Annotated in this window: 12 protein-coding genes, 1 tRNA gene and 1 pseudogene; 1 reads left to right on the top strand and 13 read right to left on the bottom strand. The window is 37.2% G+C overall.

The genetic code is table 11. The features are described 5' to 3' along the window. Positions 1-82: 82 nt before the first annotated feature. The gene (locus tag GNT69_RS18710; RefSeq protein ID WP_203556504.1) at positions 83-424 is read left to right on the top strand and encodes an FAD-dependent oxidoreductase; all 342 of its coding nucleotides are present in this window, start codon (positions 83-85) and stop codon (positions 422-424) included. Here the strand turns inward: GNT69_RS18710 and GNT69_RS18705 are convergent. From GNT69_RS18705 to GNT69_RS18645, 13 genes and pseudogenes are all read right to left on the bottom strand, one after another. After that, positions 312-1,244 carry an electron transfer flavoprotein subunit alpha/FixB family protein gene (locus GNT69_RS18705; RefSeq protein ID WP_203556503.1) on the bottom strand — a complete coding sequence of 311 codons (933 nt, stop codon included), beginning with the start codon at positions 1,242-1,244 and terminating at the stop codon, positions 312-314. The genes GNT69_RS18710 and GNT69_RS18705 overlap by 113 nt on opposite strands. A gap of 17 nt (positions 1,245-1,261) precedes the next feature. Then, entirely contained in the window at positions 1,262-1,816 is a 555-nt protein-coding gene (locus GNT69_RS18700; protein WP_203556502.1) for an adenine nucleotide alpha hydrolase family protein, read from the bottom strand. Between the two features lie 153 nt (positions 1,817-1,969). Beyond that, on the bottom strand, positions 1,970-3,124 hold the full coding sequence (locus GNT69_RS18695) for an acyl-CoA dehydrogenase family protein (RefSeq protein WP_203556501.1): 1,155 nt from the start codon (positions 3,122-3,124) through the stop codon (positions 1,970-1,972). 231 nt (positions 3,125-3,355) lie between these two features. Further along, positions 3,356-5,326: a sigma 54-interacting transcriptional regulator gene (locus GNT69_RS26070; protein ID WP_203556500.1), complete on the bottom strand. Its 1,971-nt coding sequence runs from the start codon at positions 5,324-5,326 to the stop codon at positions 3,356-3,358. Between the two features lie 228 nt (positions 5,327-5,554). Further along, complete coding sequence (locus tag GNT69_RS18685; RefSeq protein ID WP_203556499.1) at positions 5,555-6,838, bottom strand: CaiB/BaiF CoA transferase family protein; 1,284 nt, start codon at positions 6,836-6,838, stop codon at positions 5,555-5,557. A gap of 105 nt (positions 6,839-6,943) precedes the next feature. Further along, positions 6,944-8,083: an acyl-CoA dehydrogenase family protein gene (locus GNT69_RS18680; protein ID WP_203556498.1), complete on the bottom strand. Its 1,140-nt coding sequence runs from the start codon at positions 8,081-8,083 to the stop codon at positions 6,944-6,946. A 347-nt stretch (positions 8,084-8,430) separates the two neighbouring features. Further along, entirely contained in the window at positions 8,431-9,684 is a 1,254-nt protein-coding gene (locus GNT69_RS18675) for a hypothetical protein (protein WP_203556497.1), read from the bottom strand. Between the two features lie 1,071 nt (positions 9,685-10,755). Continuing rightward, positions 10,756-10,987 (bottom strand): annotated as a pseudogene (locus tag GNT69_RS26265) (transposase zinc-binding domain-containing protein); the annotation flags it as partial. Between the two features lie 267 nt (positions 10,988-11,254). Continuing rightward, positions 11,255-12,052, bottom strand: coding sequence for an enoyl-CoA hydratase/isomerase family protein (locus GNT69_RS18665; protein ID WP_203556495.1), 798 nt, complete (start codon positions 12,050-12,052; stop codon positions 11,255-11,257). A gap of 378 nt (positions 12,053-12,430) precedes the next feature. Beyond that, a complete protein-coding gene (locus GNT69_RS18660; protein ID WP_203556494.1) occupies positions 12,431-13,672 on the bottom strand; it encodes a Zn-dependent hydrolase in 1,242 nt (413 codons plus the stop codon). A 235-nt stretch (positions 13,673-13,907) separates the two neighbouring features. Next, positions 13,908-13,980 (bottom strand) — tRNA-Val (locus GNT69_RS18655). Between the two features lie 153 nt (positions 13,981-14,133). Beyond that, complete coding sequence (locus tag GNT69_RS18650) at positions 14,134-16,092, bottom strand: TRAP transporter permease (RefSeq protein ID WP_203556493.1); 1,959 nt, start codon at positions 16,090-16,092, stop codon at positions 14,134-14,136. Next, the gene (locus GNT69_RS18645) at positions 16,079-16,612 is read right to left on the bottom strand and encodes a DUF1850 domain-containing protein (protein ID WP_203556492.1); all 534 of its coding nucleotides are present in this window, start codon (positions 16,610-16,612) and stop codon (positions 16,079-16,081) included. Before GNT69_RS18645 ends, GNT69_RS18650 begins: the two co-directional genes overlap by 14 nt. Positions 16,613-16,639 lie beyond the last annotated feature (27 nt).

The following is a 16,639-nucleotide window of genomic DNA, read 5'->3' as shown; positions in this document are numbered from 1 at the left end:
ACTTTAACATATGAAGAAGCAGAAAAACGCGCTCGTTTTTCTGCTTCTTAACTAAGGAAGAGAACCGAAAGGATTGTTAAAAATGTCAGAGGAAAAATTTGATGCCATCATCGTTGGCGGTGGGATTGCCGGAACAGTTGCCGGGTATATATTGGCTAAAGAAGGATTGGAAGTCCTGTTAGTTGAACGAGGAAATTACTCCGGCAGTAAAAATATGACTGGTGGACGAATTTATAGCCACAGTTTGGAGAAAATCATCCCGAACTTTGCCGAGGAAGCTCCGGTTGAACGGAAAATTACGAGAGAAAAAATCAGCCTGATGACCGAAGAAAGCAATGTGACTGTTGATTATTATTCAGAAATGCTCGGTGTACAAGGAAGCGATTCTTATTCGGTTTTACGTGGTCCATTCGTGCAAATTTAAAGATTGGTGCGTTTTTATCTTTATTCACGGCTTTCACGATTTTAGAGTGATTGATTCCAACAACGTGTTGGATTTGCCCGGAGATTCCAAGCGCAATGTACACATCTGGAGACAGCATTAATCCTGTTACCCCGATGTACGTTTCTTTTGGCATCCAACCTTCTCCGTCCGCAATTGGACGAGTACATCCTATTTCGGCACCAATCGCCTCCGCAAGCTCGCGTACCGTTCCTAAATCTTCTTCCGCTGCAAGACCACGACCAACCCCGATAACCCGTTTTGCCTTCGTTAAATCCGCGCCAGCTTTTGGCTTTTGCACGCTGTTCACGACTTTCATTTTGAATGCAGGCTCAATAAATTCAACCGTTTCCTGTTCACTATCCACTGTTACAAGCGCTGACTCTTCGAAGACACCGGAGCCAACCATGACAATCGCAGTAGCCGTTGTCGCTTTCTCTTTGCGCATCGCTGCACCGCCATAAACCATATGCACAGCTTCGCCATCTTTCATTAACTGCGATACATCTGCCATCACACTGGCACCAAGTTTAGCAGCCAAACGACCAATAACGATTTTACAGCGCTTTGTCGGTTCAACTAATAAAAAACTTGGCTTAACCTTTTCAACAATGGAAAAAATCGTTTCTGTATAATCTTCAAACATTGCGTCTTCTTTTCTAGGAATATTCCATATTTTGTCTACAAAACCGCCTTGGGCTTCTCCAATCACAATCGCTTCAACACGATTTCCCAGTTGACGAGCCCCACTTGAAAGTTCATAAAGAGTACTATTTTTTTCAGCTAACACTAATACTGTCATTTTTTTTCACCTACCTATTATCGTAATCCTACAGCAATTTTTTCAATAAATTGTTGGATCGCTTCATCTGAATCGCCTTCAATTATTTCCTGTTTCCGCTCAACGATTGCTTTTCCATCAGCTAAAGTGATTTTGCTTACACCATTAATACTAGGTACGTTAAGAAGTTCTCCTAATTGGGAACTGACTTGTCCTGCATAAAGGTCTGCTGACCCTTCGCCACAAATGATAAGATCATACTCTCCGATTTTGTCAATTCCTGCTTTTAACGCTTGCGCCGTTTGATGGGTATCAATTTGATCTAAGCTGTCATCGGCAACAAGATATAAACTTTCTGGTCCACGGGATAGAACATTTTTCTTTAATTTAGATTCATTGATTTTCGCTGGGCCAACACTTAATACAGCCAATGTTCCGCCATTCTCTTCCACTAGCTGTGTTCCTGCTTCGATTGCGTTTAAATCATAATTACTAACCGCAAGCTTTGCTTTTTCGGTTGATATATCACCATTAGGCATAATCGTAATGTCTTGTTCTTCTGGGACAACTTTAAAACAAGCAATAATATTCATGATCTCACCTCAAAAAATATATAATAATAGCATTCAATCATTTTCTTGTATTTATCTATTAAAATGGATAAAAAGTTTTTTTGATCCTCAAACACTTGCTTTGAAGACGTCCAAAGTGTTTGAGAAGGTATAGTCTATAGCCATTTAAGTAGCTTACTTTGCATATTTTTTAACAATTTGGCGACCAGCGATGTAAACCATAATTTGGTCTGTACCACCAGCAAATTGGTTACCACGGCAATCTTCCCAAAATCTGCTCGTTCTTGATTCTGTTGTATACCCAATACCGCCGAAGATTTGCATCGCATCAGAAGCTACTTCAGTAGATGCCCTACAAACATAACGTTTAACAAGAGCACTATCCAAACGTACAGGAATATCGTTATCCATTTTCCAAGCTGTGCTATATAATAGATGTCTCATTGTTTGTAACTTAATTTCCATATCCGTGAGCATTTCTTGAATTTGTTGGAAGCTTCCAATTGTTTTTCCAAAAGCAACACGCTCATTAGCATAAGCAGCAGCATCTTCCATTGCCGCTTGCGCTAGACCTAAGCTGTGAGCTGCAACAAGCAAGCGTTCTATTTCAAAATTTTTCATTAAGTTTATGAAGCCTTTTCCAGTTTCACCAACCTGAGCACTTTCATCCAGTTCCACATTGTCAAAATACATTTCACAGAACGGAATGGTCTTTTGTCCAATTTTTGGTAGTGGAGCCGTTTTTACTCCAGGTGTGTCTTTTGATAAAAAGAACATCGACATGCTTCTATTTGAAGGCGATGGATCTTCATCTTTCGCGATAACAAGAACATACGGATTAATTTCTCCATTTGTTACAAATGTTTTTTGACCATTGATGACTACTTTTCCATTTCCTAAACGCTTAACCGTCGTCGTCATTCCAGAATTATCGGACCCAGCCCCTGGCTCAGAAATAGCGATTGATAAGCAGCAGCGACCAGATTCTTGATACTTGTCCATGACAAATTTTACTTGTTCTTCATTTCCAAATTCACACATATCATGCATTGTCAACGTGCCCAAAAAGAATGGAAGTGTTGCCCCAGCTGCTCTTGTACTTTCTTCAACTAGCGTCACTAATGTTTGGACATCGGTTGGCGTTCCACCTAATTCTTCGGGAAGCCCCATGTATCCAAATCCCGCATCTAAATAGGATCTATAAACTTCATCTGGAAAGTTATAATCTTCATAAGATTTCCTCACAACTTCTTCAGGAAGATATCTTGCCACCCACTCCCTAACGCTTTCCATTAACAGTTCTTGTTCTTCGGTTCTGCTGTAATCCATGTTTTATTCCTCCTGCAAACTTTTTTATTTTTTACACTAAATATAGATGCAACTATCCGTGCCAACTCCTTAACCCTTAAAACGATGAGGTTTTATTTTTTAGTGTGTAATTTTGATAAAACAAACTGTTCAATTTTGTTCATTTATGCACGAATATTTTCTTAATGAACAATACGTTTTACGTACGAATAAGAACAATAAGGATGCAACGATTTAAGCTCGTTGCATCCTTTATGAGATATTATAAGTTTTTAGCTTTTTATACAGAGTGTTTCGAGAAATCCCCAATTTTTTCGCAACAAAAGATTTATTCCCATTATATTTGAGCATTAAGTCGATAATTATTTTTCTTTGCCCATTATGAAAATCATCTTTACACTCATTTATTATTTCTTCGTCATGGAATCCGTCATCTTCAAAATTATTTAGAATATCTAACGGCAAATCACATAATTCTAAAGTATTGTTCTTAGTAATATTCACACTACATTCAACCATATTTCTTAATTCTCTTAAATTTCCCGGCCATGAATAACTTACTAGTTTACAAAGTGCCTCAGAAGAAATCTCTGTGACATTTTTCTTTAATATGCGATTAAAATATTGAAGATAATAATTGATTAAAATGGGAATATCTGTGACTCTTTCTCTTAACGGCGGTAAATGGAGATGAATCACATTGATTCGGTAGTATAAATCTAATCTGAACGTCCCCTCTTTTACCATTTTCTTCAAATCTCGATTTGTCGCACTGATAACCCTAACATCAACCGGTGTTGAAATATTGCTGCCAACCCTAGTGACTCTACGTTCTTCTAAAACTCTTAATAACATTGTTTGGGCAAATAAAGGTAATTCCCCAACTTCATCTAGAAAAAGGGTTCCTTGATCTGCATATTCAAATTTCCCCATCGAGCCACCTTTTTTAGCTCCAGTAAAAGCACCATCTACATAGCCAAATAATTCACTGGCAATTAACTCAGGCTGAACGGTAGCACAATTTATCGCTATAAACGGACCATTTCGTCTTGAACTTTCATTATGTATTGACTGGGCAAAAAGCTCTTTTCCCGTACCACTCTCTCCAGTAAGGATAATAGAGCTGCTACTATGGGAGGCATCGGTAGCCTTTTGTTTCATTGTTTTCATTACTTTTGATTCGCCCAATATTTTGTCAAAAGTATAATAAGCTTGAGAATGGGAAGATTTATTTAACCTTTTCCGAATCGAGGTACTGTCTTGCAAGATAATAATCAGGCCCGAAATTACTTTGTTTCGATTCATCGGAATGACATCCATACGTAAGAATTGTTTATTAGTTGGGGCGTTTTCTATAATGATTTCTTCAAAATTAATTTTTTTGCCATTATTAAGACATGTTAGCGCCTTCTTCAATCCCGGAAATAATTTTATACAATCTTCCTCTTTGATTTTATGTAAATCTACTTGAAACCATTTTACAAATAATTCATTGGCATTAATAATTTTCCCAAATCTGTCTACAAAAAGAATAGCCTTTTCATTACTTTGTACCAATTGATCATATATTTCGTTCTTCATGTATAACTCTAATGCGTTCCGGTAACTTTCAATTTTTGACTTCCACGAATTATGAAACATTCTAGCATAAGATAGAAATAAGTCCGTGAATTTATCCTTTGGTAAAATAATAAAAGTATAAACTTTCTCATTAAAATTATTCGAACAAAAACAGTGGGTAGCAAAAGGAGTTAAAAAATCTAAATAGTGTTCTTCACCAATAACCCAGGCTTCCTGATCAACCTCCTTTATCAATGCCATACTGGTGGTTCCAATGTATTCCTCTGAAATACAACTCCCGATTCCTAAATTTAAAGAATTTAAATATTTAAGCATTTCTTTATTGCCCCGTTGTGAAAAAACAATGCCATTCTCATAAGCATAAAATAATGCTCCATTATGTGTTTCTAATGATTCATACAAATTCGAAATAATATTGGGGAGTATATAATCCCGTAAGTAATCTGTAACCATTGTGCCAACGGCATTTTTTTCGGTTTTTGAAGGATGTGTAATAGATGTTTTAGTGTGGTCTAATTGATAATTTTTGCTGCGTTTCCATGATTGTGCAATTTCTAATCTTACTTCTTTGTCGACAACGCCACTTTGAAAAAAGATTTCCTTATTCTTTTTAGTAGAGGATTCATTGTAGCTGATACACACTCCAATACTCACTCCAATCATGTGAATTCATATTAATTATACCCCTTCGGATATAGGCTTTTTTATGAGAAAAATGTTAAACCTAAGAATAAATACCAAACTATTTGTGAATCTATGTGATTTCCATCACAATATTACGGATAATTGTTAGGTTTTTGTGAGAATAGCAAAAAGCATTCGATGAGAAGTCCCAACGAATGCTTTGGATATAAGTACTGTTTATACTAGTTACACTAATTCCAATTCCCTTTGTACTTCGATGATTCCCTTGTCAGCCAATTCCCGAATCTTTTCATCGGAAAAGCCTAATAGCTTACTTAAAATCGCTTCATTATCTTGACCGACCTTAGGAGCACCTCTCCAAACTTGTCCTGGTGTTTCACTCATCTTTGGAACAATTCCAAACGCTTTAATACTCTTATTGATTGTTTGGTCTTCATATTCGACAAAGTTTTCTCTGTCAATCCAATGTGGATCTTCGACAACATCTTCAGCTGTGTTCACCCTTGCACATCCGACTTTAAATTGATTTAAGTGTTCAACAATTTCATCAGATGTTCTGTCTAAACACCACTGAATTGTTTTATTAGCTAAATCTTGTCCTTTTTCAGATGAAACAGCATTTGTAGATGACGCACAATCTTTAAAGTTGTAATACTCAACATCTAATCCAAGCGCTTGTACAAATCGTTTGTATACTCCTGGACCAAATGCCCCAATAGCTACATAGCGATCATCTTTTGATTGAAATAACCCATAAGGTTGGAATGCGGTTGCATTTGTGCCGGATCTTTGCTTTAGTACTCCCGCTTCTGTATAAGATACAATCGTATCAGATAAAATCCTTGCCATTGCTTCAAACTGTGCAACATCCACTACTTGCCCTTTCCCTGTTTCCTGTACACTGATATACGCTGATAAGGCTCCAAACGCAGCAGTAAGAGCTGAAACATAGTCATTTGTCCACGGTTTTGTTACCATTGGTAGTCTGTCAGTGTCACCATTTAAATTCATAAAACTACTATAAGCTTGCCCAATCATATCATATGAGGCTCTATCACATACTTTAGGATCTCCACCAAATTCAGGTCTTCCGTATCCGCTAACATGGACGATAACAAGTTTTGGATTTGTTTCAAGAAGTAATTGATCATTAATTCCAAACTTATCTAACCAAACCATATTTTCCATGAAAATATCCGCTTCCTTAATTAATCCTAAGAAAATCTCACGAACTTCTGGAATATTTAGGTTTGCATCTAGTGTCATACTTAATCGATTTCGAGCATCTTGCGCCCAAGAGGTACTAACTTTTTTACCTTCATGCTCAATAAAAGGAGCTAATACTCGGTAGGTATCACCAACCTTTGGTCTTTCGATGTTAATTACTTCAGCACCAAAATCAGCCATCATATTTGCAGCATGCGGCATTGCTACAATACTACCTAGAGATAAAACACGAACACCTCTTAATGGTCCAAAATCAGGAATAATTTTATTTCTCTTTTCCATGGTTCATTCTCCTTTTATGTTGTTTTAGTTTTTTATGTGACAATAATATCCGCGAAAGTATATATAGCAAAAATTACTACATAACCAATACTAGACATAGAATTGTTAAGCAAGAAGATGATTAGCAATTACCATTCTATTAATCTCTGATGTTCCTTCACCAATCGTTAATAACTTAGCATCCCTGTAATAGCGTTCGATTTCTAACTCTTTACTATAGCCATTGCCTCCATGTATTTGCAGGGACTTATCACATGCATCAACACACATTTCAGATGAGAACGCTTTAACCATTGCCGCTTCTTTTGAATATGGCAAACCAGCATCTCTTAATCTTGCAGCGTTGTATAACATTGTTCTTGCTGCCTCTATGTTTATCGCCATTTCCGCCAATTTGAAACTAATCCCTTGGAAGCTGCTTATCGGCTTGCCAAATTGAACCCTTTCCTTGGCATATACAGTCGCAAGTTCCAGCGCACCTTGAGCCATTCCAACTGCCATCGCGGAAATTGCGAGGCGCCCCTCATCCAGTCCACGTAAAAATACTGGGAATCCTTTATTCAATTTTCCTAAAAGATTTTCCTTACGTATACGACAGTTTTTAAAATAAAGATCACCCGTATTTGAATTGTTCAGCCCCATTTTTCTTTCCGGTTTCCCAACTTCAAAACCAGGTGTTCCTGCCTCAACAATGAAGGCACTAATTCCTCTATTCCCTTTATCTAAATCTGTTTTTGCGGTAACTATATACGTTTTGGCAGCACCTATGTTTGTAATCCAACATTTTGTCCCATTAAGAACCCATTCATCTCCATCCAATACTGCAGTTGTTTGAGTTCCGCCAGCATCAGATCCAGCGCCTGGTTCAGTTAACCCAAACGACATTAACTTTTCTCCTTTGGCTGCCGGGATTAAATACTTTTGCTTTTGTTCTTCCGTACCATCATGTAATAAAGGCATACACCCTAAAGAGGTATGAGCATCAATAATAAGTGCTAAAGAGCCAGAGTATTTAGCTATTTCTTCAATGATAAGCATCTCACTTAAGCAGTCTGCCCCTGCTCCTCCATATTTTTCAGGAATAGAAACACCCAAAAACCCTAATTCAGCACATTCATTAACCCAATCCCATGGAAATTCATGTGTTTCATCCAATTCCTTTGCTTTCGGTTTAATTTCTGTTTCTGCAAATTCCTTTGCTGCCTTTCGAATTAATTCCTGTTCCTCTGATAAAAAATAAGACATACCATTCCTCCTAAGCCGAAAAAACTAAGAATCATTTTTTCGTCAATACTAGAATGAATCTAATTTCCATCTAACCATACATTTCCACAAACTGTTAAATGATACTTAACTAAACCTCCTCCCGAATACAAAGATAAGTTTGTTTAACACTTACTTAACTTGCAACTTCTATGCCAAAATACAAAAAGCTATTAAATATGTAAAATAAATGTTTATCACTGTTCAGTTGTTAAATCGACTGTGCAAAAATGTTCATCGAATCATAAACACTTTTATACAAAGCTGGTTATACTTTCCAGACATTAAAAAGGACCAAATCCTCTTGATTCGGCCCCATACTAATATGTTCAGGAAACTTTTTTACCTTCCAAAGGTTTTTCTTTACGAACTCTATAAGCGAAAGGCCATTTATCAAAAAATGTATTAACAATAACAACTGGCATTATCCAAGCAAACTGTCCGGCAATAACTCCCATACCGGGGAATCCTAACCCAAAGTCATTACTGCCAAATGGTAGTAAGTGGAATGTTTTTAACCAAACAACCCCTACAATCGATCCAACTACGATAAAAATAGCTACACGCGCCAAAACTCTTGCTGCAGTATTTGATACAAGATTTGCTCCAGGATAATCATCAAATAAATGATGCCATGTTAACATAACTAATACCCATGATAAAATAAGGGATGCCGTTACAAGTTCAACAGGTTGACCAGGAAGCAAATCAAATGGTGCAATGATTGATGCTACAATTTTAGGAAGAACGAAACCGGAAATAATAGCAAGAATTAATCCAAATATTGCTTGAAGAGGCTGTTTTTTCGCAAATAACTTATTTGGATACCCCTCTCCCCCTTCAGCAGGTATAAGCATCATGAACAAGAACCCTTGGGCAAAAGCGACGAAGCCAGGCCATGTTCCAAACGGTTGTGATACAATTTCTTCTCCAAGAAGTGAAAATTTCATAAAGCTAGGGACAATCATAGCAATCCAAAGGATTAAAGCGGCTACAGTTCCAAACATAAAGACACCAAAGCCATCCCATGGCGCTTTAAGGTTTCCTGCAAAAGGCCATTTGTGAAACACTGCTACCGCTGGAAGGTTACAGATTAATATCGCTAATGAAAAGAAATTTATCGCATTCCATCCCATTATAGCAAGCTGCACTTGCTCAGCAGTTTGAGGAGTAAATAAAATCGAGAAGCTAAATGGTTTCCACCACATTCCCAAAAAGCCCGCAAATACAATAAATGCAACTGCACCAATTAACATTGTAATACCTAAATATCTTAAGCCAGCATATGGCTGAAGGTTTGAACGCTTGTACTTCCCATATAAACCAAAAACTAAGGCCGTCCAACACCATCCATTGATGATCATCCAGAAAAAAGTTCCTTCTGCAAAAGCAACTACGTAACTATTAGCAACAGCAGGATCAGCGAGTGCGAGTCCTGTTCCTGCCAGTCTCGTTGCAATACCATCTACTAATAATCCCCATATCGGCCAATAAATAACTGTAAATACTATACAAGCTAGAAAAACTACAGATCCCATTAAAAGTGGATGTTTAATACGCCTTTTGATTACGTACTCTTCCATCATAATTCTCCTTCCAAATAGAAAATTTAATAAATAGTGCATTCTACCATTTACAAAATACAAACAATTCCTATTACCTAATAAAAACTTGTTTTTGGAGACTTTATTACTTTAATGCTCATTCCTTTTCGCTTTTCTGCGTTAGTATTTCCGACACAATCTTTGATTTAAGAACTCCTTCACCTCCTATTGAATATTTGTTAAACAAACTCAACTCTTTATTTGCAATTATTATGCCAACCTAAAAAAAGCTTTGTTTAATGGCCTCTTTTTTTGTTCGATATTAAAACTGTTAAATGAAGTGTGGATTTTTGTTCAAGTGGTGTTGACAGTTTTACGCAAATGTATGTGTATATTTATAAAATATTAAAAAGAATCAATTCGGATTCAATAAAGAAAAACCGGGCAAAAACCGCCCGGTCCTTTTATCCAATGTTATATATTCTAGTTAAATTTACGTTTTTTTCGGGTTATAAGGGAATAATCGCCAAATAAACCGCCAAATGTTCACAGAAGGACATGAATGATTTTTTCAAAAAATAAACGTACCACCCACATAGTTCTCCATGATTAATTAACAACTCGTTTGATTATGAAATGAGGGGCTTTTTATTCCCAGTACTCGAATTAAAGAGGTGGATAGTTCATACAATAGGTTATGTTTTTTTGCTAGTACTTGGATTAAACCGGTTTTTGACCGTTTTTTATTGCTAGTACAGGGATTATATCGACCTTCTGGCCTCGTTTTATTGCTAGTACTTGAATTAAACCCTCTTTTTACAGCGTTTTATTACGAGTACTAGCAATATATCAAGGGAATTTGGTGTTTTTAATACGAGTACTTGGATTAAAAAACCCGTTACTAGCATTATCGTTCAAAAAGCCTACGAATCCCTTCGGTCAAATCTTCATAAATGACCTATTCCGAAAAAACCAAAAAAATTATCCGTGCTTTTACCCAGTACTCGGATTAAAATTTCCGATGCCAAAGCTTACAAACGCTTAAGCACCTTGACCTTGAGGGGCTGAACATCGTGAAGATTCGTAAAGATTACAGAACATCCTCAGTTAGTCTTCGCTTTCACCAAAAGAACAAGTTGTGCAGAAACGACCTTTACATCGATATGGAACTTTTCGAACATCATGACAGCCTGCACATATAAAAAGCTTACACCCTTTTTTAATGTCCCCACAATCACCCTTGATTACAATGGGACGGATTTTTAGCACCGTGTTTTCTTTTAAAAGCTTCCCAATGTTGGTGTTTATCGAAAAAAATTTGTCGTAAAATGTTCGTCTCCATAAAACGAAAATACCACAGCATGAATGACTGTGGTAGACCCAAAATTTTATACTTTCTTATCTTTTAAGAAAACTCGCCGATTGGCGAGCTTTAAAGGCGAAGACAGAGGCGTAGTTGTGTTAGGAAAGTATTAATTTGAAAAATTTATACTCTTTCCTAGTCAAAAAGCCACTTTCTATCATTTTAGAATGCACAGTCATTTATCAATGACAATTCTCTTCTAAAAATAATGAAAGTGACATTCATTCACCTAAACCATAATTCTCCTTATTTTCCCGTTAATACAGGTAATCGCTTTTCTAAGAATGCTTCAACCGACTCTTGATGATCTTCCGTTTTAGAACATTTTTCAATGAATTCCACCTCATTCTGGAAATTCATTGCATAGCCTCCATAGGAAATCGAATAAACCATCGCTTTTAGTGCTCCATAGGCCACTGTATGGCCTTTTGCTAGTTTATTAGCCAACTCCATCGTTGCAGATTCCAATTGCTCGACTGGTACCGCCTGGCTTACAATTCCTAAGTCCAGTGCCTCTTGCCCTGTGATAATTTTTCCTGTGATCATTAGTTCAAGCGCTTTAGATGCCCCCACCATTTGAACAAGATTGTAAGCACATCCCATATCAGGCACTAAACCAATATTTGTTTGGGCAGCTACAAATTTTGACTTTTCCGTTGCAATTCTAAAATCACATGCCAAAGCCAGACCTAATCCCCCTCCAGCTGCCGCACCCTGAATTGAAGCAATGATTGGTTTCCGTAAAGTTTTAAACTTTGTTAACACTCCTTGCCACCCTTTTAATATCGGTTCATAGTCTATTTCTTTGCCAGAATCAAGTGCATCTTTCATCCAATTAATATCACCACCGACACTAAAATTCTTTCCCGCCCCTCGTAAAATGACAACACGGACACTTTGATCAGCAGCACACTCATCGATACAATACTCAATATCGTTACTTAAGCTATTTCCACTAACCGGATTTCCCTTTTCTGGAATATTCATTGTAATTGTTGCAATTCCGTTTTCATTTTCAAAAAGTACTGTTGGTAATTTTAACATCCTTACACCTCTTTTAGTCTTTTTATACTAATGGTTTTTCCAATTAAAATTTCAGAATTGCTAATTCATCTACTTACCTGTTTGCAATTTATTAATTGGATTATATGTACTTAAAATGCAAGAATTATACCAACCAGTCAGACCTTGTCATACCTAGATGATTTTTAAAAACTGTTTTATAAATTGCGCAAAATTGTATAAATCTGTTCAATTAAAAATACCTTTCCCAAAATGTGTATTTATAGTGATTAGGAAGAAGTTTTGAGGAATGTGGAGTTTTGTAGGGGAAGATAAGACGAGCGAAAAACAATAAAAGGGCTATCCAAAGAGTCAAAAAACTGACCTTTGGAGCCCTTTTATTATTTTTGAACACCACTTTTAGTTGTTTTCGAATTTCGAATAATGAAGAATCACTTTTTCTAACACTTCAATACCAAGTAATATGTCATCAAGATCCGTATATTCATCAGGATGATGACTGAGACCATTTACAGAAGGAACAAAGATTAGTCCCGTAGGACATAGTTTCACCATGTTCATCGCATCATGCCCTGCTCCACTTGCCATCAATTGGTAAGCAATCTCTTGTTTCTTACATACGGTTTCCATTACTTCAATCATTTCGGTAGATAACAATACTGGTTCCTCAGAGATTATTTCTTGACTAATGATTGTTAGCTGTCTATTTCTTTGTACTAATTCAATCGTTTGATATAAATGGTCTAACACCCTCTGTCTAGAATCGACTGACGTCGAGCGTATATCAACTTTAATTTCAACTTCACCTGGTACGACATTCATTGCACCAAAATGAACATCAACTACCCCAACAGTTGCCACCGTTCCATAATCTTGCTCAATTAACGCTGCTTTCTCTAATACCAAAGCGATTTCTGAAGCACCAAGAAGCGCATCTTGTCTCATATCCATTGGGGTCGTGCCTGAATGTGATGGTGTTCCGATTATTTTTATCGACAACCTCACCGGAGCCGCTATTCCAGTAACGATTCCAATTTTTTTGTTATTATTTATTAATACCGGACCTTGCTCGACATGCAATTCAAAAAAAGCCTTTATATTTTCGCCGTTTCTACTCGCATATTGAATATTATCAATCTCAAGAGCACATAAAGAAAATGCCTCTTCCATCGTAACTCCATCACGGTCTTTTAAATATCTGACCTTCTCCTTATCAAATACTCCCGCCATTGCTTTGCTTCCCACTGTCGAAACGCCAAATCTAGAAGACTCCTCACAAGCAAATGAAATAATTTCAATTGGATGATCTGTTTCAATTCCTTGATCATTCATTCGTTTAACCACTTCTAATGCAGCAGTAACACCAACTACACCGTCATATTTGCCACCTTGATAAACAGTGTCCAAATGCGATCCCATTAATACAGGTGGAAGCCCTTTAATCCTTCCTTCTCTTCTAGCAATCACATTTCCACATTGATCCATCCGAATATCTAATCCTTCATCTTTACACATACGCATAAAAGCGTGGGTACAAGTTTGTTCTTCATTTGTATAGGCGACTCTTGTAATACCCTTATCACCTGAGTTATACTGATTAATCTTATTAAAAAGTAGCTGATATCTTTGCTTTCTATCCATACAGATATCTCCTAACCTTAGTTTCTGGACCCTAATTCTTATATTATACAGGTTTTATACGAATGTAATCATCATATAATTACACTAAACAGAGGGATTGTTATTGTGCAATATGAACAATTTGTTCCCTATATATGTTAAAAAAGTGGTTGTTGCAAAGAATGTAAGTATTTTAAAATCAAATAAAAAAAGTTCAAAACCCTCGTCATCTAAGGATTTTGAACTTTTTCAGTGATGATTCCGACTGGGTTCGAACCAGCGACCTCTACCCTGTCAAGGTAGCGCTCTCCCAGCTGAGCTACGGAATCAAAATTATCTATTTGTTAAGGACATAAATAAATATATAATATTTTACCCATAAAGTCAATATTATTTTTTTCTAATAAAAGGCCGTTTTTTCCTTTCGGCAACTTTTATAATAGCGAAAGGAAGCCACTGTGGACTTCCTTTCTAGTTGCGTATTAGTTTGTCGGCTGAGGCTTTATTTTATTATCACGTTTAAAGATTAATTGAAGAGCAATAAGAACAATAAACACCCCTAAGCCAAACACATCTGTCATTCCTTCAGGATAGATTAGCATCAGACCGCCAACGAGACCAATGATTCTCTCATACCATACAAGCTTCCGCAGCCAATATCCGATCACTCCAGCTCCGATGGCCATCATTCCAGTAATTGCAGTAAAGACAACCCAGATTAAATAATACCAAGTTGTATCAATCATGAGTAACTCTGGAGAAAGCACAAACATATATGGAATAATAAAGGCCGCAATTGCCAGCTTTGCTGAATTGACTCCCGTTCGTAATGGTTCGCCTCTTGAAACCCCTGCTGCCGCAAAAGCCGCTAGCGCAACAGGCGGTGTAATATCTGCAACAATTCCAAAATAGAACACAAATAAATGCGCTGAAAGATCAGGTACACCTAACAAAATGATTGCTGGTGCAGCTATTGTTGAAGTAATGACATAGTTTGCTGTTGTTGGTGAACCCATCCCTAAAATAATTGCTGCCACCATTGTTAGCATTAACGTTGGAATTAAGTAACCACCAGCCAAGTCTAACAGACCATTCGCTAATTTTAACCCTAATCCTGTTTTCGTTACAACCCCGACGATAATCCCTGCTGCAGCTGTAGCAGCAGCAACACTTAGTGCCGTACGTGCTCCATCAACAAGGGCATCAATCATATCTTTAAAGCCAATTCTCGTATCTTTTCGAATCATACTAACCAAAATTGTAATTAAAATCGACCATAAAGCCGCACGCATAATGCTCATTCCGCTCACCATTAACAAAATTACAGCAAGAATCGGAACAAGAAGATAAATCTTTTTCAATACTTCTTTTCGGTTTGGCATTTCTTCGTCTGTCAAACCACGAAGGCCAACCCTTTTTGCTTCAAAATGCACCATAATCCAGATACCCGCAAAATACAATAATGCCGGAATCGTTGCTGCTTTAGCAATTTCCCAATAAGTAATCCCGCCCCCAATGAATTCAACCATTAGGAACGCAGCTGCGCCCATAATTGGCGGCATCAACTGTCCCCCGGTCGAAGCTGCTGCTTCAACCCCGCCAGCGAATTCTTTCCGATAACCTAATTTTTTCATCATTGGGATTGTGAACGCCCCTGAAGTAACAACATTGGCAACGGAACTACCACTGATTGTTCCTTGAAGTGCACTCGAAAAAATGGCTACTTTTGCCGGTCCGCCGATGCTTTTTCCAGCAAGCGAAACAGCCAAATCATTAAAGTATTGACCGACTCCTGTTTTCACAAGAAAAGCTCCAAAAAGGAGGAATAAAAAGATAAACGTCGAAGAAACTCCTAATGGTGTACCGAGAATCCCTTCAGTTGTAAAAAACATCGTATGAACCATCGTATCTAACTCTAATCCTCTATGGGCCAAAAAACCTGGCATATATGGACCATAGAGAGCATAGACTATAAATAATGTGGCAATAATTGTGATTGGCAACCCTACTGTCCTTCTTGTTGCCTCTAGGACAAGCAGGATGGCGATTAAACCAATATAAAAATCGACATCTGTCAAGCGGCCAACCCGATTGACGAGTTGGTCAATCATTAGCGGCCAATACGATCCAACTGCAATTCCGAGCAAGGCAAGAATCATATCATACCAAGCAACCTTATTCCTACGAACATACTTTTTCCTTGCGGGGAAAAGCAAAAAAATAAGTGCCAAGGCAAAACCTAAATGGATTGATCGTTGAATCGTTGCTGTATAGACGCCAAAAACGGCTGTATATAGTTGAAATAATGAAAAAGAAAGAAGCCCAATAAAGACAACCCAACCCATTATTCCTTTCAATTTCCTTGAGCCAGCATCAGGATCAAATTTCTCTAGTAATTCCTGTTTCTCCTTCTCCGATAAAGTTTCATCATTTGTCGCCAAGGATATTCACTCCTTTCAGTTGTTGAATAACACTCAATTTTTTTAGTTGGATGCTCACGCGGGTACCAGGTTCGATAAAATCAGAAAGTGGATAAAATTGATTTTGATAAATAAGGGTATGATTCGCCCTTACTTGACCTGTTCGTAACAGAAATGAAGTGAAATCTCTTTTTGTATTTTTTATATAGTATTTTCCATTTCCCGCTACAAAATCCCCATCTCCGGCCGCATCGGACGGCATACCTATTGCGTAGTCCTCATATTCTAGCTCATATTGCCGAAATTCATATTCATTGATTACTTTATAGCTTTCAATAACATTAGATAAGTGAATGGAGTGTACATATTCTATTTTGAATGTCTCTCCTTTTTTGATAGGAAGATAGGAAAGATCATAATTATTTTCAATTTGTAGGAAGACAAGAGCTTGTTTATAAGGAATGAACAAAGAAATGATGATCACAATTGCCGAGAGGGAAAACAGAACGAAGATATCCTTTCCTTTTCTGCTTAGTTTCATAATAGCTCCCGCCTATCATATTTCCTT

This window comes from Bacillus sp. B15-48, assembly GCF_016879755.1.
GTDB lineage: Bacteria > Bacillota > Bacilli > Bacillales > Cytobacillaceae > Mesobacillus_B.
Note: the sequence above shows the minus strand (reverse complement) of the source record. Positions and strands in the feature narration are given on the sequence as shown.